Origin of the sequence: Pantoea sp. S61, assembly GCF_016625145.1 — a bacterium.
Lineage (GTDB): Bacteria > Pseudomonadota > Gammaproteobacteria > Enterobacterales > Enterobacteriaceae > Pantoea > Pantoea rwandensis_B.
In genome coordinates this window covers 18,065-39,962 of the sequence record NZ_JACVUO010000009.1, presented here as the reverse complement: position 1 = coordinate 39,962, position 21,898 = coordinate 18,065, and the positions used below count along the sequence as shown (strand labels likewise).

At 56.6% G+C, this 21,898-nt stretch carries 24 protein-coding genes; 21 read left to right on the top strand and 3 right to left on the bottom strand.

What is annotated here, in order from left to right; genetic code table 11:
* Positions 1-342: 342 nt before the first annotated feature.
* The 3 genes from IAE30_RS17150 to IAE30_RS17140 form a co-directional block, all read right to left on the bottom strand.
* Complete coding sequence (locus tag IAE30_RS17150; RefSeq protein WP_167347096.1) at positions 343-513, bottom strand: hypothetical protein; 171 nt, start codon at positions 511-513, stop codon at positions 343-345.
* Positions 514-672: 159 nt separating this feature from the next.
* Positions 673-2,169: a SulP family inorganic anion transporter gene (locus tag IAE30_RS17145; protein ID WP_045831646.1), complete on the bottom strand. Its 1,497-nt coding sequence runs from the start codon at positions 2,167-2,169 to the stop codon at positions 673-675.
* A 151-nt stretch (positions 2,170-2,320) separates the two neighbouring features.
* Positions 2,321-2,578, bottom strand: a complete 258-nt coding sequence (locus tag IAE30_RS17140; RefSeq protein WP_034820289.1) for a biofilm/acid-resistance regulator YmgB/AriR — start codon at positions 2,576-2,578, stop codon at positions 2,321-2,323.
* A 486-nt stretch (positions 2,579-3,064) separates the two neighbouring features.
* Here IAE30_RS17140 and IAE30_RS17135 point away from each other — a divergent pair, with 486 nt between their 5' ends.
* The 21 genes from IAE30_RS17135 to IAE30_RS17035 all read left to right on the top strand — a co-directional run bounded on the left by IAE30_RS17135 (position 3,065) and on the right by IAE30_RS17035 (position 21,872).
* Positions 3,065-3,496 carry a MarR family winged helix-turn-helix transcriptional regulator gene (locus IAE30_RS17135; RefSeq protein ID WP_200680469.1) on the top strand — a complete coding sequence of 144 codons (432 nt, stop codon included), beginning with the start codon at positions 3,065-3,067 and terminating at the stop codon, positions 3,494-3,496.
* Between the two features lie 2 nt (positions 3,497-3,498).
* Positions 3,499-5,178 carry an MFS transporter gene (locus tag IAE30_RS17130; protein WP_045816222.1) on the top strand — a complete coding sequence of 560 codons (1,680 nt, stop codon included), beginning with the start codon at positions 3,499-3,501 and terminating at the stop codon, positions 5,176-5,178.
* Positions 5,175-6,263 carry an HlyD family secretion protein gene (locus IAE30_RS17125; protein ID WP_038647695.1) on the top strand — a complete coding sequence of 363 codons (1,089 nt, stop codon included), beginning with the start codon at positions 5,175-5,177 and terminating at the stop codon, positions 6,261-6,263. The genes IAE30_RS17130 and IAE30_RS17125 overlap by 4 nt, the downstream gene beginning before the upstream one ends.
* Positions 6,260-7,630 (top strand): efflux transporter outer membrane subunit, encoded by a 1,371-nt coding sequence (locus IAE30_RS17120; protein ID WP_038647693.1) that lies wholly within the window; start codon positions 6,260-6,262, stop codon positions 7,628-7,630. Before IAE30_RS17125 ends, IAE30_RS17120 begins: the two co-directional genes overlap by 4 nt.
* A gap of 231 nt (positions 7,631-7,861) precedes the next feature.
* A complete protein-coding gene (locus IAE30_RS17115; protein ID WP_097119582.1) occupies positions 7,862-8,254 on the top strand; it encodes a hypothetical protein in 393 nt (130 codons plus the stop codon).
* A gap of 197 nt (positions 8,255-8,451) precedes the next feature.
* Complete coding sequence (locus tag IAE30_RS17110) at positions 8,452-9,183, top strand: beta-ketoacyl synthase chain length factor (protein WP_200680468.1); 732 nt, start codon at positions 8,452-8,454, stop codon at positions 9,181-9,183.
* On the top strand, positions 9,173-9,973 hold the full coding sequence (locus IAE30_RS17105; RefSeq protein ID WP_045816218.1) for a 1-acyl-sn-glycerol-3-phosphate acyltransferase: 801 nt from the start codon (positions 9,173-9,175) through the stop codon (positions 9,971-9,973). Before IAE30_RS17110 ends, IAE30_RS17105 begins: the two co-directional genes overlap by 11 nt.
* A 3-nt stretch (positions 9,974-9,976) precedes the next feature.
* A complete protein-coding gene (locus IAE30_RS17100; RefSeq protein WP_045816217.1) occupies positions 9,977-10,234 on the top strand; it encodes a phosphopantetheine-binding protein in 258 nt (85 codons plus the stop codon).
* Between the two features lie 11 nt (positions 10,235-10,245).
* Complete coding sequence (locus tag IAE30_RS17095) at positions 10,246-10,500, top strand: acyl carrier protein (protein ID WP_034820249.1); 255 nt, start codon at positions 10,246-10,248, stop codon at positions 10,498-10,500.
* A gap of 8 nt (positions 10,501-10,508) precedes the next feature.
* The gene (locus IAE30_RS17090; RefSeq protein WP_200680467.1) at positions 10,509-11,069 is read left to right on the top strand and encodes a hypothetical protein; all 561 of its coding nucleotides are present in this window, start codon (positions 10,509-10,511) and stop codon (positions 11,067-11,069) included.
* Entirely contained in the window at positions 11,066-12,394 is a 1,329-nt protein-coding gene (locus IAE30_RS17085; RefSeq protein WP_038647683.1) for an AMP-binding protein, read from the top strand. Before IAE30_RS17090 ends, IAE30_RS17085 begins: the two co-directional genes overlap by 4 nt.
* Complete coding sequence (locus IAE30_RS17080) at positions 12,381-12,728, top strand: hydroxymyristoyl-ACP dehydratase (RefSeq protein WP_038647681.1); 348 nt, start codon at positions 12,381-12,383, stop codon at positions 12,726-12,728. Before IAE30_RS17085 ends, IAE30_RS17080 begins: the two co-directional genes overlap by 14 nt.
* Complete coding sequence (locus tag IAE30_RS17075) at positions 12,722-14,416, top strand: glycosyltransferase family 2 protein (RefSeq protein WP_200680466.1); 1,695 nt, start codon at positions 12,722-12,724, stop codon at positions 14,414-14,416. Before IAE30_RS17080 ends, IAE30_RS17075 begins: the two co-directional genes overlap by 7 nt.
* On the top strand, positions 14,409-14,825 hold the full coding sequence (locus IAE30_RS17070; RefSeq protein ID WP_038647677.1) for a thioesterase family protein: 417 nt from the start codon (positions 14,409-14,411) through the stop codon (positions 14,823-14,825). Before IAE30_RS17075 ends, IAE30_RS17070 begins: the two co-directional genes overlap by 8 nt.
* Positions 14,822-15,433, top strand: a complete 612-nt coding sequence (locus IAE30_RS17065) for an outer membrane lipoprotein carrier protein LolA (RefSeq protein WP_038647675.1) — start codon at positions 14,822-14,824, stop codon at positions 15,431-15,433. The genes IAE30_RS17070 and IAE30_RS17065 overlap by 4 nt, the downstream gene beginning before the upstream one ends.
* Entirely contained in the window at positions 15,399-17,720 is a 2,322-nt protein-coding gene (locus IAE30_RS17060; RefSeq protein ID WP_200680465.1) for an MMPL family transporter, read from the top strand. The genes IAE30_RS17065 and IAE30_RS17060 overlap by 35 nt, the downstream gene beginning before the upstream one ends.
* Complete coding sequence (locus tag IAE30_RS17055; RefSeq protein ID WP_038647671.1) at positions 17,717-18,292, top strand: DUF3261 domain-containing protein; 576 nt, start codon at positions 17,717-17,719, stop codon at positions 18,290-18,292. The genes IAE30_RS17060 and IAE30_RS17055 overlap by 4 nt, the downstream gene beginning before the upstream one ends.
* A complete protein-coding gene (locus tag IAE30_RS17050) occupies positions 18,289-19,446 on the top strand; it encodes a beta-ketoacyl-[acyl-carrier-protein] synthase family protein (protein ID WP_038647669.1) in 1,158 nt (385 codons plus the stop codon). Before IAE30_RS17055 ends, IAE30_RS17050 begins: the two co-directional genes overlap by 4 nt.
* Positions 19,439-19,912 carry a hotdog family protein gene (locus IAE30_RS17045; protein ID WP_038647667.1) on the top strand — a complete coding sequence of 158 codons (474 nt, stop codon included), beginning with the start codon at positions 19,439-19,441 and terminating at the stop codon, positions 19,910-19,912. Before IAE30_RS17050 ends, IAE30_RS17045 begins: the two co-directional genes overlap by 8 nt.
* Positions 19,909-20,640 carry a 3-ketoacyl-ACP reductase FabG2 gene (locus tag IAE30_RS17040; RefSeq protein WP_200680464.1) on the top strand — a complete coding sequence of 244 codons (732 nt, stop codon included), beginning with the start codon at positions 19,909-19,911 and terminating at the stop codon, positions 20,638-20,640. The genes IAE30_RS17045 and IAE30_RS17040 overlap by 4 nt, the downstream gene beginning before the upstream one ends.
* On the top strand, positions 20,640-21,872 hold the full coding sequence (locus IAE30_RS17035) for a beta-ketoacyl-ACP synthase (protein WP_038647663.1): 1,233 nt from the start codon (positions 20,640-20,642) through the stop codon (positions 21,870-21,872). Before IAE30_RS17040 ends, IAE30_RS17035 begins: the two co-directional genes overlap by 1 nt.
* The last annotated feature ends 26 nt before the right edge of the window (positions 21,873-21,898 follow it).

Here is a 21,898-nt window from a genome sequence, read left to right as displayed (position 1 = left end):
TTTATGAAAATATTGCCTATTACTATGTTTTCAATAGCAAATGCGCCTGATTTAAAATCCCTCGGCTTATGGCTGTGCGGGTTCAAGTCCCGCCCCGGGTACCATGTTTAGTAGTCGCTAAAACCAAATAAAATCAAAGCAATATGCAGTAATGTCGTGACCGCCCAAGGGCGGTTTTTTTGTGCCTGCGATATTACTTCATAATATCAATTCCTAATATCTAACCTCGATATCAACTGCACGTTACAATTGCTCACCTGCTCACCTGCTCACCTGCTCACCTGCTCACCTGCTCACCTGCTCACCTGCTCATCTGCTCATCTGCTTTGGGCGCGATAAGCCTCAGGCTTGCGGTTGCCCTACGGGACCTTTACTCATCGGGCCGCCCGGAACAGGCTGCTCTGTGGGCACATTTGGACGACCATCAGGCCCAATTGGCCTGTCGGATTGCTGGCAACCCATCAGCGAGACCAGACAAGTGATAATCAGCATTCCACCGAATAAACTCTTCATTAATCACGTCCTTTATTTGGGCAACCGAGCGTTGCTTCCTAAGTGTAGTCGATATATCGCTGACGAAAGCCCATAAAAAAGCTGCCATCTCGTTGGAGATGACAGCTGAGAGAAAAATCAATCTGGACGAAGTGACTCAAACTCACTTCACTGAAATCATCACCCCAAATTGCCGCTCAGGCGATCGCGGAAATCGCTACTGCGGTTATCCAGCCCGATGACGGTGACTGTCGCACCGTGACGTTGATAGCGGTATTCAATGGCATCCAGGGCCGCGACGCTGGATGCATCCCAGATTTGTGCATGCGTCAGGTCAATGGTGACAACTTTTGGATCGTGTCCGTAATCGAAATGTTCGAACAAATCATTGCTGCTGCCAAAGAACAGCGGGCCGCGTACCGTGTAATAGACCTGTTCACCGTCATCGCTTAACTTGCGTTCAGCATGGATAACATGGGCAATACGACGTGCAAACAGCATCATGGCGAGGATCACGCCAATTAACACGCCGAGCGCCAGGTTGCCTGTCCAAACGGTGACCACGACCGTCAGGGCCATCACCGAGGTTTCTGACCACGGCATACGTTTTAGCGTGGCGGGTTGCAGGCTGTGCCAGTTAACGGTTTTCACCGCGACCACCATCATGATTGCCGCGAGGACCACCATAGGAATCTGCGCCATGATCTGACTCAGTCCGGTGACCAGCAGCAGCAGCACAATACCTGCCGCAACGGTTGAGATGCGCGTGCGTGCTTTGCCCAGCTCAACGTTAACAATGGTTTGACCGATCATGGCACAGCCAGCTATGCCGCCATAAAAACCGGCCAAAATATTACCGACGCCCAGTGCCCAGGACTCGCGGCGCTTACCCGAAGGTGTGTCGGTGATATCGTCCACCAGCTTGGCGGTGAGCAGAGATTCCATCAAACCCACGAAGGCGATACTCAAAGCGGTAGGCCAGACAATCAGCAACGTCTGTAAATTAAACGGCACCAGCAGCGTGGTGAATCCTGGCAAGCCTGAACTCATTGGCCCTTCATCGCCGACGTTAGGCACGCGATAACCCAGCAACAACGCCACCCCGGTGACGACGACAATGGCGACCAGCGGTGACGGGACGCTTTTCAGGATTTTGGGTAACAGCAGCACAATCGCCAGAGTCACGGCAAACAGCACCCACACTAATCCCGATTGCCCCCAGACGTGGGGAACCTGCGCGAAGAAAATCAGAATGCCCAACGCATTCACAAAGCCCAGCATCACTGAACGCGGAATGTAGCGCATCATGCGGGACAGCCCGGCAAGACCAAAAATAATCTGAATAATACCGCCGAGGATTACCGCAGGAAGAATGTATTCAACCCCATGCGCGTGCACCATCGGTCCAATCACCAGTGCCACCGATCCCGCTGCAGCCGTGACCATGGCCGGGCGTCCACCTAAAATCGACAAGGTCAGACACAGCACCACCGAGGCGACCAGACTCACTTTGGGATCGACACCCGCTATAACAGAGAAGGAGATCACTTCTGGGATCAGTGCCAGAGCGGTAATCACCCCAGCCAGACACTCACGGGTAAGCAGCGCAGGCGAGCGTAAAACGCTGCCCACGGTAATATCGTTCGCCGCAGGGGCGTGTTCTGTAGATGGGCTCATAAATGTGCAGGCTCTTTTATTATTTTGCGCATACCGTCACGGCATGGCAGCAACCAGTTGGACACTAAACGCGGATGATGTTAGCGGGCATTGAGGGATGAAGCTAGCGGGAGAGCGAAGAAGAGAGTGATTCCGTCCCTGGAATCCGGTATTACACCGAGAGATCGTCAGGCGTTTTGTTAACCACCAGTTCGAGAAGATGACGATAAATATCCAGTTGGATCACATCACTTTCCATCTCAAGGCGATTAATCAGCGAAGCGATGATGGCTTTATTGGTGACCGGCATGCCGGCTTGCAGGATTTCAGCGATGATCTGCCCGAAAACTTCCATCTCGGTGCTGTCGCTGTTACCGGCGAGTTTAAAATAGTCAGCGATAGCGTCACTGCTGGTGGCGGCGTTTTGCATGTATGAAGCCCTTCAGATCGGTCTGATGGCAACCTGGCCTTCAGTTCCATGATGAAAAAACTCACGCGCGGACAGGCGCGTAAGACCCAAACTCATCAACCAACGCAAAAAAGACACCTCTGAAGGTGGAAATCCAAAAACACCTTCAGAGGCGACGCAAAGTGCATCATTCGTTACGGAGCCAGTCGCTGGCTCACGGGAAGTAAACTTATACAATGAAGCTTAACTTGTACAATGATATTTTTAAGGAATTTGTGCTTATTGTTTTTTATCAATTAGTTGATAAATTTGACTGACGGGAAACTTATACAAAATAGCTGTACAGGAATAGGCTTTAACGCAGGCTGTATCAGTTTGAGAACAAAGTGGAAGGGCTAAGGCGCGCGAACTACAGTGCTAATGTAAGCAAACTTTTCATCAGGCTGACACTTTGTTTATAATAACGCACTTGTCTAGTTAGGTATCTAATCATTAGGCTACTACGTTTTGACTGACTATCCGCAACCTTTTTCGCGTTTATTACATCTTACGGCACATGCATGGCGGCTGGCGGTCGATCGTCGCCTGAAAGAGAGTGGCTTAAGTATGAGCAGCTGGATGGCCATCGCGACAGTGGCCACGGCCACGGAGCCGCCGACCCAGAAAGCGCTGGCGCAACTGTTGGGATTAGAAGAAGCAAGCGTGGTGCCACTGGTCGATCGACTGGTAAAACAGCAGTTACTGGCGCGCGTTCAGCCGAAAGAGGATCGCCGCAAACGCCTGCTGATGTTGACTGAGCAGGGCAGCGTGGCGTTTGCCGAAGTGAAAACCCAGGCAGACAGCTTGCGCGCACAGTTGCTGGCAGATATCGATCCTGATGCGCTGGCGGTGACCGAGAAGGTGCTGCAACAGCTGCTGGCTCGATTGGGAAGTATCTAATCGTGGCAAAACGCAATCCTTATGCACAACGTGAATGGCTGCCTCATGAAAAACCGATGCTGCCGGGTTCACCTTCCACCCCAATCCACTCGCCCTCAAAGCGCGTGGCGTTTGGCATTATCGGACTGCTGATCTCCATCACCGGCGCGCTCAGTAATGCGCTGGTGACAGCCAATCTCACCAATCTTCAGGGCACCTTTGGCGCTTACAGCAATGAGATTGCCTGGCTGCCGGCTGTCTACGTGATGGGCAACATTTCCATCAACCTGCTGCTGGTTAAATTTCGTCAGCAGTTTGGCCTGCGGCTGTTCACCGAAGCTTTTCTCGTGCTTTACGTGATCGTGGCGTTCTTCCATATCCTGGCCAACGATCTCAGTTCCGCCATTATTGTGCGCACCGCTCACGGGATGGTGGGCGCGGCGCTTAGCTCGCTTGGCATCTATTACCAAATTCAGGCCTGGCCGGCGAAACACCGACTCAAAGCCCTGGTGATCGGCATTACCGCATCCCAGCTGGCGATCCCGCTCGCCCGTTTGTTCTCTACCGAATTGCTCCAGCTGGAAGAGTGGCGCGGTCTTTATCTGTTTGAGTTAGGGTTGGCGATGATAGCGCTCGGTTGTGTTCTGGTGGTGAAGTTGCCGCCGGGCGATCGTATCAAGGCCTTTGAGAAGATGGATTTTGTTACTTTTATCCTGCTGGCACCCGGCATGGCACTGCTGTGCGGCGTGCTATCGCTGGGCCGCATCGAGTGGTGGTTTACCACGCCGTGGTTAGGTATTTCATTAGCCATTTCGTTGGTGCTGATTGTTGCGGCAGTGGTGGTGGAACATAACCGCGCGAATCCACTGATTAACACCCGATGGCTCAGCAACGGCATGATTGTGCGACTGGGCATTGTCATGATCATGATGCGTATTGTGTTGGCCGAGCAAAACACCGGCGCGGTGGGCTTCCTGCAACAGCTTGGGCTGCTGAATGACCAGATGCGTGGCTTGGCTTTAGCGATTATCGCTGGGGTGATTTTTGGCATGATCGCCAGTGCATTGACCATCAAACCGACGCATCTCAGTTGGCCGATCGTCACTTCGCTGGTGGTGATGATCATTGCCTCGTACATGGATGCACAGTCCAGCCCAGTGACACGTGGCAACAACTTGTATGTCAGTCAGTTTTTACTCGGTTTTAGCAGCGCGTTCTTCCTCGCACCCGCGATGCTGTTAGGGATTGGCGGTGTGGTGACGCAGCCGAAAAATCTGGTGAGTTTTGTGGTGCTGTTTGGCATGAGCCAAAATCTGGGCGGGCTAATTGGCTCGGCGATTCTCGGCACCTTCCAGACGTGGCGGGAGAAGTACCACTCCAGCCTGCTGGGCGATCAGCTGTCACAGCTTGATCCCAATGTCACCGAGCGCCTCAGCCAATACAGTTCACTGTTTAGCAGCCAGTTGCCCGACAACGTCCTGCTCAGTGCGCAAAGCAGCAGCCAGCTACAAGCCGTGGCCACACTACAGGCTAACGTGCTGGCCTACAACGACACCTATTTATTGACTGCCGCGATGGCGCTGATCACCCTGATGTGGGTGCTGTGGCGATTGACGCGGCTGCGTTATATCAACTGGCGTCAGGCACGCCATAATTTGACAGAACAGCGTCAGCAAGCTTCAAACCCGACGGAGAATTCATGAGCCAACAGGACGATATTCAGGCTGCGGAGCGCGAACGCGCCAACCGCCGACGCATTCTTTCCATCGCTTTCGGCAGCGGCATTGTGATTGTTGGCGTATTGGTGATTTTATACGCCTGGCAGCTGTGGCCGTTTACCAGCACGATTCAGTCAACGGAGAATGCCTATGTGCGCGGGCAGGTCACTTTTATCAGCCCGCAGGTCAGCGGCTATCTGACCGACGTCAACGTGGTGGATTTACAACCGGTCACCAAAGGGCAGTTACTGATGACCATTGACGATCGGATCTATCGCCAGCGCGTGCATCAGGCGCAAGCGCAGCTGGATATGAAAATCGCTGCGCAAAACAATAACCAACAGCAGCGCCGCAGTGCGGAAGCCAATATTCTCAGCAATAAAGCTGCGCTGGAGAATGCCAAAGCTCAGGCGTTGAAAAGCAGTCTTGACCTGAAGCGTGTAGAAAATCTGGCGGCCGATGGGTCGCTCTCCGTGCGTGAACGTGACGCGGCGCGTGCCGCTAACGCGCAGGCACAAGCGCAACTTCGCCAGGCAGATGCGCAGGTTGCGGTATCGCAGCAGAGTTTACAAACGGTCATCGTGAATCGCGGTTCCCTGGAAGGTGATGTAGCCAGTGCCAAAGCCGCACTGGAACTGGCCAATATCGATCTGGCCAATACGCGGATTATTGCGCCCGACAGCGGACAGCTGGGACAATTGTCGGTGCGTAAAGGGACCTATGTCACGGCGGGTACGCGCCTGACGTCAGTGGTGCCGGATAACAAATGGGTGATCGCCAATCTGAAAGAGACACAGCTGGCACGTGTGCGCCCAGGATTACCCGTGACGATTCGGGTTGATGCGCTGGACGGCAAGCGCTTTGACGGCCGGGTTGAATTTATTTCCCCCGCCGCCGGTTCAGAATTCAGTGCCATTTCACCAGACAATGCCACTGGTAACTTTGTGAAGATCGCACAGCGTATTCCGGTACGTATTCAAATCCTCGGCGATACCGAAGGATTGCGTCCCGGCATGTCGGTTGAAGTCAATATTGATACCGCAGCAGAGCCGCACAAGGATGCGCCATGAAGCGGTTAATCCTTGCCTCGCTGATGGCGTTGATGGTCAGCGGCTGCGCGACCGAAGTGGAAAAGGCCCCGACATCTTTACCGATCCCGGACAGCTGGCGCCAACAGGTTGGCCCATCGGCAGCTCCCGAAGCACAGTGGTGGCAACGCTTTGGCGACGATAACCTTAACCGCTTAGTGAACCAGGCGTTGCAGCATAACAGCGATATCCTGATTGCCCGTTCACGGGTCGATCAGTACCGCGCGCAATTGCGTGCTGCGCAGGGGGATAATTTCCCCACGCTATCCGCCGGGGTTGCCGCCACGCATCAGCGCGCATTGTCGGCGGTGACCGGGCAGCCGTATGAGAATGCCGTCTTCCAGGGACTGCTGCAGGCAAACTATGACGTGGATCTCTGGGGCAGTCGCAGCAACAGCATTCTTGCCTCGCAAGCGTCTCTGGATGCCCAGCGTGCTGCAGCCTCAGCGGCTGAATTAACGGTTGCCAGTTCGGTGGCCTCCGGTTACCTCAGTTTGTGCGCGCTGGACGAACAATTGCGCGTCACTGAAGCCACGCTGGCCACGCGTGAAAACTCGCTAAATCTGGCACAGCGCCAGTTTGAAACCGGCTATACCTCGCGACTGGAGTGGATGCAGGCGGCATCGGAATATCAGACCGCCAAAGCGCAGGTGCCGCAGTTACAGCATCAAATCGAACAACAAGAGAATGCACTCAGCGTGCTGGTGGGCATGAATCCGCGCGAGATTGCCCGTACCCGCAACTTCGACCACATCAAACCGCAGACGCTGCCGACGTTGTTGCCGTCTCAGTTGCTCAACCGCCGCCCGGATATTGTGCAGGCGCAGCGCCAGTTGATTGCAGCGGATGCCTCGCTGGCCTCGGCGCAGGCCGATTTATTGCCGTCGCTTAATCTGACGGCGACCGGCACGCTGCAAAGTTATCAATTGCATCAGTTACTGGACAATCCCTTCCGCCTGTGGAGCATCGGCGGCAGCATTCTCGCACCGCTATTAAACCGCGAAGCACTGACGGCGCAGGTGGATGTGGCGATGGCCGCACGTAACCAGGCGCTTTATGGCTATGAGAAAGTGGTGCGCGGTGCCTTTTCGGATGTGGATAACGCGTTGGATGCCATTCGTCGCAGTCAGGAACAGCTGACGGAATTGCAGAAGCAAGAAGGCTATGTGACAGAAGCATACCGCATCGCACGTAATCGTTATCAGAACGGTTATGCCTCTTATCTGGATGAACTGGACGCGCAGCGCACCTTGTTCAGTACTCAGCTCAATATTGTCTCAGTGAAAAACACTCTGTTGCTCGCACAAATCGATCTTTACCGATCGCTCGGCGGCGGCTGGCAGGGCTAAACATCATGCCACAAGCCGGTTTTGCGGCAGATTTTACGCTGTAAACCCGGCAATATCCGCTTTTTCCATGGAATGAGGCGCTGCTTAAGTCATTCGTGCTTTTTTTTACTTGTCTTTACATATAGTGGTATTATTCGCGCGCTTTACAAAGTCTGAACGGATCAGTGCAAGTTCAATTACGCACACGGTCGCCATTTGTGGTGATTGGCTACGACAGGGGAAACAAAGGAAATGATGAATAAAAAAGCGGCGCTTGCCTTAATCGTGACAGCAGCATTAATGACGGGTTGCGCACCGCGCACCGCACCCATTCAGAACGTGAGCCAGACCGTTGGGCAGAGCTACACGGATAGTCAAATGCAGCGCGCCATTGTTGAAGCCGGTGCGGCCAACCACTGGGTGATTTCCCCAGCAGGCCCGGGCGTGATGAACGGTAAGCTGTCCGAGCGCGGTCATACGGCCGACATTCGCATCACTTATGCTGCAAACAGCTACCGCATTGATTACGTGAGCAGTACCAATCTGAAAGCGGGCAGCGGCCAGATCCATCGTAACTACAACCGCTGGATTCAGAATCTGAACCAGGGTATTCAGACGCGTCTTGCGGTTCAGGCCGTAAAATAAGCGCCATGCGTGATCGCTGACACAATGTTTTAAAGAAAGCGCTAACGCTGCCGAAAGAGAAAACAGGCGGGCCATGTGCCCGCCTTGTTAATCGGCGACATTCGCATGAGACGGATGACGGACTCGAACGCAAGCAGGGAAGGGATGCCGCACAGCGAAAATCTGACCATCCCTGAGGCTGATGAAAGAATACAGGTATGAAACTCGCTTACACCCTGGTTGACTGGCACGCGATTGCCCCAGGTCACAGCACTGCCGATGAGTGGCAGCACTGGGCCGGGCAGCAAAACGCGTTAGACGCCACCCTACCGATCGCCAAACCCCAATTTTTGCCGATGATGACTGCACGTCGCCTGAGTGCTGGCAGCCGTGCGGCTGTGGAGAGCGGGCTGGCGCTACTGGCACGTCAAACGGTGGATGCCATTGTGTTTACCAGCCGCCACGGTGAGCTGGAACGTAATCTGCGCATACTCATGGCGTTAAAAGATCAGCAGGCGCTGTCTCCGACCGATTTTGCCATGTCCGTACACAACTCTGCGGTGGGTAGCTTAACCATTGCTGCGCGACAGCCGCTGGTCTCTTCGTCGATTTCAGCGGGCATGGACAGTTTTCAACAGGGTTTGCTTGAGGTCGCGGCTTTGCATCAGGCGGGCTACGCGCAGGTGCTGCTGGTGGATTTTGACGGCGTTGTACCTGCCTATTATCAGCCGTGGTTACCCGAAATTGACCGCTTCAACGCCCCTTACGCGGTGGCTCTGTTGCTGCAATCCGGCAATGAGTGGCGCTGCACAGCAGAGCCTGCGCGCGCCGAAGCCGGAACTTTGCCGCAAAGTTTGCAATTCCTGCAGGCGATGTTGCAGGGTGACGAACGAATGACGATTGCCGGTGAACGTCACCTGTGGCACTGGGAGCGTCATCATGGCGGATAATTCGTTAGCCCTGCGCTGGCGTGCTGGCTGCAACTTTTACTGGCGACTGGTGATGACCGCCGTGAGTTTTACGCTGTTCAGCGTTGGCGGTCTGCTGTTGTCTGTGACCTGGTTTAACCTGCTGCTGTTGATTCAGCGTGATGGTCTGCGTCGGCGTCAGATTGCGCGCAGCAGCATTGCGTGGAGCTTCCGCTGTTTCCTGCGCTTCTGTCGCTTTGTCGGCGTCTACGATTATCAGATCATCGGTGCGGAACGACTGCGCCAGGATCGCGGCTGCCTGATTGTAGCCAACCACCCCTCGCTGATCGATTATGTGATGATTGCTTCGGTACTGCCGGAAATGGATTGTCTGGTTAAGGCCGAATTGCAGCACAACATTTTTTTTAATGGCGTAATCAAATCTGCCGATTACCTGATTAACAGCGAAGCCGATACCTTATTGCCAGATAGCCAGCAGCGTTTAGCGCGCGGCGATACCATCCTGATTTTTCCTGAAGGTACGCGTACCCGTTATGGTGAACCGTTGAAGCTGCAACGCGGTGCCGCCAATATCGCGGTGCGTGCCGGATGCGATCTGCGCGTGGTACATATTAGCTGCACCCAGCGTATGCTCGATAAGCAAAGTCGCTGGTATCAGATTCCGCTGGTTAAACCCGTTTTTACTGTACGCGTACAATCGCGTATTGATAGCCAGGCCTTCAGTGAAGCCGAAGAAGATGCGCAGCCGCTCGCCGCGCGTCGCCTGACGCGTCACCTGCAACAGGCACTGGTCCCTGAAGAGACAAAGTAAGTTATGCAAGCACTGATTGACGACATCAAACTGATGATTATCGACACGCTGAATCTGGAAGATATCAGCCCGGGCGATATAGAAACCGACGCACCCTTGTTTGGCGAAGGGTTGGGACTCGATTCAATCGATGCCCTTGAGCTGGGACTGGCGGTGAAAAATCGCTTCGGCGTACAGCTTTCCGCAGAAAGCGAAACCTTACGCGCGCACTTTTTTTCCGTGGCCACGCTGGCCGCGTTTGTTGAACAACAGCAAGCCTGAGAACAGTCAAAATGATGAATAAAGACGAAATTTACCAGGAAGTGGCCTCGCTACTAACCTCGCTGTTTGAAATTGATGCCGATGATATCCGCCCGGATGCCCGTCTGTATGAAGACCTCGAACTCGACAGCATTGATGCGGTGGATATGGTGGTGCACCTGCAAAAGCGTACCGGCCGTAAAATCAAACCTGAAGCCTTCCGTGCGGTTCGCACCGTGCAGGATGTGGTGGATGCCGTCGATCAACTGATGCGCGACGAAGCCTGATTTCCGGCATGCCAGCCTTTCTGCGCCTGTTAAATGGTCTGGCCCTGCTGGCCTGGCCATTTCTGGTGTGGCTCGCTGTCACCCATCCGCAATGGCGTGGTGTGATTGCTCTGTTAGCCTTGCTGTTTGGCTGGCGCATCTGGCAGTTACGCCACGCGCAGGGCGCGATGGGGCGAGTGATGCTGTTGCTGGCGCTGGTGGGCACCTCACTGTGCCTTGCCAGCATGCTACTGCGCAGCCAGCATTTGTTGCTGTGGTATCCGGTGGTGGTGAATACGCTGATGCTGCTGCTGTTTGGCACATCTTTATGGAGCCCCATGCCACTGGTCGAACGTTTAGCGCGGCTGCGTGAAGCGGATTTGCCCGCGCGGGCAGTGCGCTATACGCGGCGCGTGACACAGGTATGGTGTGGATTTTTCATTTTTAACGGCAGCGTGGCGTTGGTCACTTGCCTGCTCAATGATCTCTCGCTGTGGACACTCTGGAATGGGTGCATCAGCTATCTGCTGATGGGCACGCTGATGGGCGGCGAATGGCTGCTGCGTCAGCGCATGAGGAACAAGGCATGAAGGTGGTGAGTATCCGCGACTGGCTCGAAGCGCCGGATCGTGTCGTGGCCTGGCAAGGGCAGCAACAGCATTGGTTATCGGAAATGCGCCAGCAGGTGATGGCGTTAGTGGAAACATTGCAACGGCTGCCGGGCCAGCACTGGGCGTTATGCTTCGATAACAGTTATCACTTCACGGCTGCGCTGCTGGCGTTATGGCACGCCGGTAAAACCCCGGTGATCCCAGGACATTGTCGGGCCGCGCAGCTGGAAGAGATGGCAGAACAATTGGATGGCGTGATCAGCGATATGCCGCTGGCGGTGTCCCTGCCACAGTTGCGCTGGGACGGTGCACTGGCGCTGGGTGAGCTGCCTGCCATCGCCGGGGATGCCGCGCTGGTGTTGTTCACCTCCGGTTCCACTGGCACCCCACGTCGCGTAGTGAAATCACTGCGTGCACTCGATCTCGAAGCGCAGTGGCTGGCGGCGTTATGGGCCGAACGTCTGCAGCAATGCCACGTCATTGCCTCAGTGAGCCATCAGCATCTGTATGGCCTGACGTTTCGCATTGTGTTACCGATGGCGTTAAGTTTGCCACTCGCCGCCCAGCAAATTTTTTACGGTGAGCAGTTGGCCGATCAGCGTTGCGATCGCCGCTACGCCTTTATCAGCAGTCCGGCCTTTTTGCGACGCCTTGATCCTGCCCTGGATGCGCCGTCGTGTGCGTTGATTGTTTCGGCAGGCGGGGCTTTGCCCTGGGCTGATGCGCAACGTGCTCAGGATGCCTTCGCTTGTGCGGTGGATGAGATTTACGGCAGCACCGAAACCGGCGTGATGGGCTGGCGCTGTGCGCAGGAAGAAAACGCCCCGTGGCACTGTTTTCCACAGGTCAGGCTGGAGCAGCAGGCATCTGCTGAATGGCGGGTGTTTTCGGCGTTGCTGGAAACCACTGAGGGTTGGCCGCTTGACGATCGTATTGTGCAACAGCCCTCCGGCGTATTTCAGCTGGCGGGGCGTCAGGATCGGGTGGTGAAGATCGAAGATAAGCGCGTTTCTCTCAGTGAGATCGAGCGACGACTGCTGGCCTTACCTGGCGTGGAAGATGCTGCCGCTCTGGCGATTCAGCGTCACGGACGCCAGGCGATTGGCGTGGTGCTGGCTTTGCCGGACGCGCTGGATGCCGCAACGCTGACCCAACGCAAGAAACAATGGAAAATCGCGCTGCAACCCTGGCTTGACCCCGTCGCCATGCCGCGTTACTGGCGTGTCGTCAACGCGATTCCGGTGACGGCGCAGAGTAAACGCGCCTGGCCCCAAATTGAGGAACTGTTTGATGTTGCCGGTTGAACTCAACGCCCTGCAGCAGGGCGCAACACTGACGTTGCGCCTGCATGCTGCCGCGGATCTGTTTTGGTTCCGCGGCCACTTCCCGACCTTACCGATTTTACCCGGCGTGGCGCAGCTCGACTGGGCTTTACATTACGGCCTGTCACGCCTGGCCATCGGTAAACATTTCCGTTCTATTGAGAACATCAAGTTTCAGCAGCCGGTGCCGCCTGATGCGGAGCTGGAGCTGCAGCTGAGCTGGCAGGAAGACAAATCATTGCTGAGCTTCAGCTACAGCCTGATTCGCGTGGACAGCATTGAGATTGCCAGCAGCGGGAAGATTCGCCTGTGCTGAGTGCGCCTTTCAAACCCTGTGTTCTGATTCCCTGTTACAATCACGGCGCCATGCTGGCCTCGGTACTGGCGCGCCTGGCTCCCTTTAATCTGCCGGTAATTATCGTCGATGACGGCAGTGATACGCAGACTCAGCAGCAGATCGCCGCCCTTGAGGCCCCACAGCTGGATATCCTCACCTTACCGGTTAATCAGGGCAAAGGTGCGGCGGTGATCGCCGGGATGCGCAGAGCCGCCGCAGCAGGGTACAGCCACGCGCTCCAACTCGACGCGGATGGTCAGCATCAAGTGGAAGACACGCCGCGCATGCTGGCGGAAGCGGAAAGCCATCCCGATTGCCTGATCTCCGGCCAGCCTGTTTACGATGATTCCATTCCGAAATCCCGTTTGTATGGCCGTTACATCACCCATTTTTGGGTGTGGATTGAAACGCTCTCCTTCTCGCTAAAAGACAGCATGTGCGGTTTCCGTGTTTACCCGCTGCAACCTTCATTAGCACTCTGCGATCGCCACCCGATTGGCCAGCGCATGGATTTCGACACCGAAATCATGGTGCGACTCTACTGGCAGGGTACGCCGAGCCGCTTTATCAGCACGCGCGTCACCTATCCGGAAAGTGGCCTGTCACATTTTGATGCCTTGCGCGACAACCTGCGTATCTCATGGATGCACACGCGCCTGTTCTTTGGCATGGTGCCGCGTATCCCACAGTTACTGAGCCGGGGTAAAACGGCGCAGCACTGGGCCGCCACGCCAGAACGCCGGGGTCAGAGCGGGTTGCGTTTTATGCTGTGGTTGTATCGTCGCGCCGGGCGGCTGCCGTTTGTGCTGTTGCTTTGGCCGGTGGTGGCGGTTTACTGGTTGAGCGGACGTGAGGCGCGTAACGCTTCTCAGCAATGGCTGACGCGGGTGCAGGCAGAAGCCAGTAAACAGCAGATTGCCCTGCCGGCGCCGATCAACAGCTATCGCCACTTTCTGCGCTTTGGTTACAGCATGCTGGATAAAGTCGCCAGCTGGCGCGGAGAGGTGCAGTGGGGGCGCGATATTGATTTTGCGCCGGGTGCCGAAGCGGTCATCCGTGCTGCGGATGGCAAAGGACATTTGATCCTCGCTTCGCATCTGGGCGATATCGAAGCTTGCCGCGCGATGGCAAAGCAGGTCAGCGGGCTGGTGATCAACGCGCTGGTGTTTACCGATAACGCCCAGCGCTTTCGCGAGGTGCTGGAGAGCATCGCGCCGCAGGCCGGGGTAAATCTGATGCCGGTCACCGATATCGGCCCGGATACGGCCATTCTGCTGCAGCAAAAACTGGATGTCGGTGAATGGGTGGCGATTGTCGGTGATCGTACCGCCGTGCATCGTCAGCGCGGGGGCGAACGCCGCGTGGTGTGGAGTGCATTTATGGGCCGTCCGGCACCGTTTCCGCAGGGGCCTTTTGTGCTGGCCGCCGCCTTACGCTGTCCGGTGCTGTTGATGTTTGCCTTGCGGGAACAGGGCAGACTGCGTGTGCATTGTGAGCCTTTTGCCGATCCGATCCTGCTGCCGCGAGCCCAACGACAGGCGGCGCTGCAGGCCACGGTGGATCGCTATGCCGAGCGACTGCAACAGCATGCGCTGATGGCGCCGCTGGACTGGTTTAACTTTTACGATTTCTGGACGTTACCAGAGGAGAAGAGCCGCGATGAGTGAACATATCTGGCGCGCTGAGGTTGAAATAACCGTGTCGTTCCACGACTGCGACCCGATGGGCGTGGTGTGGCACGGCAACTATTTCCGTTTTTTTGAAGTGGCGCGTGAAGCGCTGTTGCGCAGCATCAACTATAGCTACGCTGAGATGACCGCCAGCGGTTTTGTCTGGCCAGTGGTGGACACGCGTGTCAAATACCGCCAGCCGTTACGCTGTGAAGAGGTGATCCGCGTGGAAGCCCGCATTACGGAATACGAGAACCGCTTGCGTATCGATTATGTCATCCGCAATGTGGCGGGCCAGGTCACCACCAAAGCACACACGCTGCAAGTGGCGGTGGATGCGGTGAGTCAGGAGATGAATTTCGTTTCACCCGATATTTTATTTGAACGCCTGGGAGTCAAACCGTGATCAGAACTCTTTGTCTGATGCTGACGTTGCTGTGTGCCAGTGCACAGGCCATCACGTTGGATCAGCTGCAGCAGCGTTTTGCCAGCCAGCCGGTAATCCGCGCCAACTTCGAGCAGGTGCGCACCATTTCTGGTATGTCGCAGCTGCTGGTGTCGCGTGGCCAGTTATTAATCGCCCAGCAACAAGGTTTGTGGTGGCATCAGGCCACGCCGTTTGTGATGACTTTGATTCTTGATGATAAGCGGATGGTTCAGAGCATGAGCGGTCAGCTGCCGCAGGTGATCACCGCCGACAGCAATCCACAGATGTTTCAGTTCAATCATCTGCTGCGCGCCTTGTTCCAGGCCGACGAAAAGGTGCTGCGCGAGAATTTTGAACTCGATTTCCACGATAAAGGGAATGACCAGTGGCAGCTCAGCCTGACGCCGAAGGCGGCACCGCTGAACAAAATCTTCAATCGCATCGATCTGCAGGGCGCAGCCTTCCTTAACAGCATTACGCTGGATGATAAGCAGGGCGATAAAACCGCCATCACTTTAAGTGACACCCGCACCGAGCCGAAACAACTGACTGATGAAGAGCGAGCACGTTTTGCCCCAGCGCAGTGAGAAAACCGCTGCGCTGCTGTGGCTGGCGGTATGTCTGGCATTGGCGGTGGCACTGGCCATCCTGTTGCCGCGCAGCCAGCTGAACAGCAGCGTGCTGGCTTTATTGCCGCAACAAAATCTGGGTCAAGCACCCGCTGAGATCCAGCAAGGCTTTATGCAGCGGCTGGATCGCCAACTGGTGTGGCTGGTGAGCGCCGATGATGCGCATGGCGATGAAGTGGCAGAGTGGTGGCAAGCGCAGCTTCAGGCGCTGCCGATGCTGAAACAGGTTAGCGGTGCGCTGGATGATGACCAGATGCAGCGTTGGGGCACTTACGCCTTCCAGCATCGTAACGGCCTGATCGATCCGTTGACGCGCGCACGCCTGCAAAACGGCGGTACGGCACAAGCCGACTGGATTCTGGCGCAACTGTTCTCAGCGTTTGCCGGTGTGAGCAGTAAAGAAATTCAAAACGACCCGCTGATGCTGGTGCGTGGCGCGCAGCTGGCACTGCAGCAGAATGCCAGCAAAATGGTGCTGCATAACGGCTGGTTAACCGTGAATGACGCCCAGCAGCGCCGCTGGTATTTCCTGCACGGTGAACTGGCGAGCAACGCCTTTAGCATTCAGCAAAGTCATCAGTTGGTGACCGCCCTCAATCAGCTTGAACAGCAGTTAAAAACGCGCTGGCCAGATGCCCAGCTGTTAACGCGTGGCACAGTGCTGTTTAGCGATGATGCCAGCCAGCGCGCGCAGCATGATGTCGAAACGCTCGGCAGCGTCACACTGGCCGGCTTGCTGCTGCTGGTGTGGCTGGTGTTTCGCTCGCTGCGGCCCCTGGCGCTGTGTGCGCTCTCGGTGGCGATAGGCGCGATGGCGGGTACGGTGCTGACCTTGATCTGTTTTGGTGAGCTGCATCTCACGACGTTAGTGATGAGCCTCAGCATTGTCGGCATCTCTGCCGATTATACCTTGTACTATCTGACGGAACGCATGGTACACGGCGAACAATCCACGCCATGGCAAAGCCTGCACAAGGTGCGGGCCACTTTACTGCTGGCACTGGGCACCACGGCGATTGCCTGGCTGCTGATGTTGCTGGCACCGTTCCCCGGTTTGCGCCAGCTGGCGGTGTTTGCCGCCAGCGGGTTAAGTGCCTCTTGCCTGACGGTGATCTGTTTTTATCCATGGCTGGTGCGCGGCCTGCCGGTGCGCCCCATCCCCGGCATGGTGTGGCTGGCGCGCTGGTTAGCGGCATGGCGCCGCAACACGCTGTTAAAAGTCGGATTGCCACTTCTGGTGGCGCTCTATGCATTGAGCGGTATCCTGCAACTGCATGTCGATGACGATATTGCCCATCTGCAGAGCGCTCCCGCGAAACTGCTGGCGCAGGATCGCCAACTGGCACAGCTCACGGGGCAGCAGGCCGATCAAACCTGGTTTGTGGTATGGGGTGATAACGAACAGCAGGCATTGCAGCGTCTCAGCGAATTAACACCAAAGCTGCAACTGGCGCAGCAGCAAGGTTGGATGGCGGGTTATCGCGTATTGCTGCTTAATTCGCTGGATCAGCAACAGCAGGATCTTCAGCTGTTGCAGCAGGCCGCGCCAACTATCCTGGCGCGGTTAACACAGGCAGGCATCACGTTAACCCATGCCGACTTAACGGCGATGCCAGTCAAAGCCGATAACTGGCTGGCGAGTCCGCTCAGCGAAGGCTGGCGTTTGCTGTGGCTGTCGTTACCAGATGGACGCAGTAGCGTGCTGGTGCCGGTCAATGGCGTGAAAAACAGTGCGGCGTTACTGGACTTAGCCACGCAGCAGGCGGGCGTAAGCTGGGTCGATCGCAAAGCCAGCTACGATGAGCTGTTCCGCTTCTGGCGTACGCTGCTGAGTGGCCTGTTGGCACTCGCGCTGCTGCTGATTACCGTCAGTTATATCGTACGGCTGGGTTTGCAAGCAGGTTTGCGCAGCGCGTTGCCTTCCTGGCTGTCGCTGGCTGCGGCGCTGGCGACGTTAGGCTGGATTGGTGCCAGCCTGAACTTATTCGCCTTACTGGCGCTGATTCTGGTGCTCGGCATCGGCATCAACTACACGTTGTTCTTCAGTAATCCGCGCGGTACGCCACTGACCTCAATGCTGGCCGTCACGCTGGCGATGATGACCACACTGCTGACGTTGGGCATGCTGGTGTTCAGCAGCACGGCGGCGATCAGTGGTTTTGGCACGGTGCTGTGCAGCGGGATCTTTTGTGCATTCTTGCTGGCCCCTCTGGCGCTGGCCCCAGGGAAAAGGAAGCAACGATGAAAACAGGTGCTTTGTTGTTGATGCTGAGTCTGCTGTTGAGCAGTTGCGCACAGCATGATAGCGCATCCAATCGGCCCACCGCGTGGCTGAAACCGGGCGTGCGCGTCACGTTACCTGCGCCAGGCATTTCACCCGCGTTTCAGCAGCAGCAACTGCTGACCGGCCACGCCAAAGGTAAAACCCAGTCACTGCTGGTGCTGTTAAGCGCCGATTCACAGCAAATCAGCCTGGCGGGATTGTCCTCACTGGGCATTCGCTTGTTCCGCGTGACCTATGATAAAAACGGGATTCATACGCAGCAGATGATGGCGCTGCCCGAAATGCCGCCCGCCAGCCAGGTGCTGGCGGATGTCATGCTGAGCCACTGGCCGCTGAGTGCATGGCAGCCACAGTTGCCGCCAGGCTGGCAGTTGATCGACGATGGCGATCGTCGTGAGTTGCGCGATCCTGCCGGTAACGTAGTGACGTTGATTCGCTATCTGCAACGGGGAACCGTGCGTGAACCCATCAGCATCGACCAACGCGCATTCGGTTATCAAATTCAAATCCAGCATCTGGACGCATCCTCATGATCTACATTTCGGCGTTTGGCATGGTGAATGCGCTCGGCAACTCACTGGAGCAGATTGCCGCGCAGCTGACGTCAGGCCATGCCCCCGGTATGCAGCCGCGCGAAGGCTGGTTGCAGCAAGGTAAAACCTCTTGGCTGGGCGAGGTGCCGGGCGAATTGCCGTCAGTGCCCGACGCACTTGCCGCGCATAACACGCGCAATAATCAGCTGCTGCTGGCGGCACTGGCGCAGATCCGTCCGGCCGTGGATGCGGCGATTGCCCGGTTTGGTCGTGAGCGCGTGGCGGTGGTGCTGGGCACCAGCACGTCAGGGGTGGACGAGGGCGATCGTCAAGTCGACGGAGGCTTGCCGGGTTACGATTACCGCATGCAAGAGTTGGGTGATCCGTCGCGCTTCCTGACGCACTATCTTGAACTGGATGGCCCGGCGTACACAATTTCTACTGCCTGTTCCTCCAGCGCCCGCGCGTTAATCAGCGGACAGCGCTTGATTGAGGCCGGTCTGGTGGATGTGGCGCTGGTGGGCGGTGCGGATTCATTGAGCCGCATGCCAATTAACGGCTTTGCCAGCCTGGATTCGTTATCCGAGCGTCAGTGTGCGCCGTTCAGTGCAGAACGTGACGGTATTTCTATCGGTGAAGCGGGGGCGCTGCTGCTGCTCACGCGTGAGCCTCAGCCGCTGGCGCTGCTTGGTGCGGGTGAATCATCAGACGCCTGGCATATGTCGGCTCCGCATCCTGAAGGCATTGGCGCCGAGCAAGCGATGAAGATGGCGCTGAAGCAGGCCGAATTGCAGCCGCAGGATATCGGCTACATTAATTTGCACGGCACCGCGACGCCACTCAACGATCAGGTCGAGTCGGGCGTGGTTCATCGCTTGTTTGGCGATAGCGTGCCTTGTAGTTCCACTAAGCACCTAACGGGCCATACGCTCGGCGCGGCGGGTGCGACCGAGGCGGCGCTGGCGGCACTTATCGTGCAGCAGAATCTGGCGTTACCGGCGCAGGATTTTAGCGCCACTACCCTGGATAGCACGCTGCCGGTTTGCGGACTGCTGACTTTGCCACAGCCGCTGGCGCGTCCCATCATCGCCTCAAACTCTTTTGCTTTTGGCGGGAACAACACCTGCCTGATTGTAGGAAAGCCTCATGACTGATTTTCTGCCGGTGGGCGACTATCTGCCGCACCGTGCACCGATGCTGCTGCTGGATCGCGTGATTCAGGTCAGCAACGAGAGCGTGGTGTGTGAAGTGACCATCAACCACCAGGGCGTACTCGCTCCGTTTCTTAATGCGCAGGGCGAACTGCCCGCGTGGTTTGGCGTCGAGATCATGGCGCAGACCGTTGGCGTCTGGTCAGGCTTTCATGCCCGACAGCGCGGCGATCGGGATATCCGCCCCGGCATGTTACTGGGTGGACGCGGCTATCGTGCCGCTGCTGCCACCTTTGCCGCAGACAGCACGCTGCGGGTGGAGATGCATCTGCTGATGCGTGATGACAAGCTCGGTAGCTTCGAAGGCGAGATCCGCATTCAGGATGCGGTCCTTGCCAGCGGTCGGCTGAATACCTATCAGCCGGATGAACAGGAACTTAATCAATTACAACAAGGGATGCAGCCATGACGCGCAGCGTATTAGTGACCGGCGCCAGTAAAGGGATTGGCCGCGCGATTGCGCTTCGCCTGGCGCAGGATGGTTTCAACGTGGTGGTGCATTACCACCGTGATGCAGTAGGTGCACAACAGACGCTGGCGGACATCACGAATGCGGGCGGAGTGGGGCGCACTCTGCAGTTTGATGTGTCCGAGCGCGAGGCCACGCGCACCGCAATTGAAAACGATATCGCCGAACACGGCGCCTATTACGGCGTAGTGAACAATGCCGGTATCACGCGTGACGGCGCTTTCCCGGCCCTGACCGAAGATGAGTGGGACAGCGTAATCCACACCAACCTCGACAGCTTCTACAACGTGATTCATCCCTGTGTGATGCCGATGATTGGTCTGCGTCAAGGCGGCCGAATCGTCACCTTATCCTCGGTGTCCGGAATCATGGGCAATCGCGGCCAGGTGAATTACAGCGCGTCCAAAGCGGGGATCATTGGTGCCACCAAAGCGCTGGCAATCGAGTTAGCAAAACGCAAAATCACCGTGAACTGTATCGCGCCAGGTTTGATTGACACCGGCATGACGGAACTGGAGCCGATGGTGATCGACGAAGCGCTGAAGATCATTCCTATGAAGCGCATGGGGGCGGCTGAGGAAGTTGCCGGACTGGCCAGCTATTTGCTGTCGGATATTGCGGGCTACGTTACGCGTCAGGTGATTTCAATCAACGGAGGTATGCTGTGATGCAGCGAGTCGTGGTTACGGGCATGGGTGGCGTCACCGCCTTTGGCGAAAACTGGCCCGCGGTGGCCGCTCGCATCAAGCAGGGGCAAAACGCGGTGCGGAAAATGCCGGAGTGGCAAATTTACGACGGATTGCACACCTTGCTTGGTGCCCCGGTAGATAATTTCGAACTGCCTGCGCACTACACGCGTAAACGCATTCGTTCCATGGGGCGTGTTTCGTTAATGGCAACGCGCGCCACCGAGCTGGCGCTGGAACAGGCCGGCTTGATCGATCACCCGGTGCTGACCAGCGGAGAAACCGGCATTGCCTATGGTTCATCGACTGGCAGCACCGGCCCGGTCAGTGAATTTGCCACCATGCTGACGGAAAAGCACACCAATAACATTACCGGCACCACCTATGTGCAGATGATGCCGCATACCACGGCGGTGAACGCCGGGCTGTTCTTTGGCCTGCGCGGCCGTGTGATCCCGACTTCCAGCGCCTGCACCTCAGGCAGCCAGGCGATCGGCTATGCGTGGGAAGCGATCCGCCATGGATATCAAACCGTGATGGTGGCAGGCGGTGCGGAAGAACTGTGTCCTTCCGAAGCGGCGGTGTTTGACACGCTGTTTGCCACCAGTCAACGCAACGATGCACCGCATTCATCGCCGTCACCTTTTGATCAACAGCGCGATGGGTTGGTGATTGGCGAGGGGGCGGGAACATTGATCCTTGAATCACTGGAGCATGCCCAGGCACGCGGCGCGACGATTTTCGCCGAACTGGTGGGGTTCCACACCAACTGTGATGCGGCACATATTACCCAGCCGCAGCGTGAAACCATGCAGATTTGCATCGAACGCGCGCTGAAAACGGCGGGCGTCACGCCGGAGCAGATTGGCTATATCAATGCCCATGGCACGGCGACTGACCGGGGCGATATCGCGGAAAGTCAGGCGACGGCGGCAATTTTTGGCAATGACACGCCGATTTCATCGCTGAAAAGTTACTTTGGTCACACGCTCGGTGCTTGCGGCGCGTTGGAAGCCTGGATGAGCATTGAGATGATGCGAGAAGGGTGGTTTGCGCCCACGCTGAATCTGACGCAGCCCGCCGCAGAGTGCGGCGATCTTGACTACATCATTGGCGAATCACGCTCGATTGATACCGATTATATTCAATCCAACAACTTTGCCTTCGGTGGTATCAACACCTCGCTGGTGTTTAAACGCTGGCGCGACGCCTGAATCACCCAACTGTCAGCGGTTTCAAT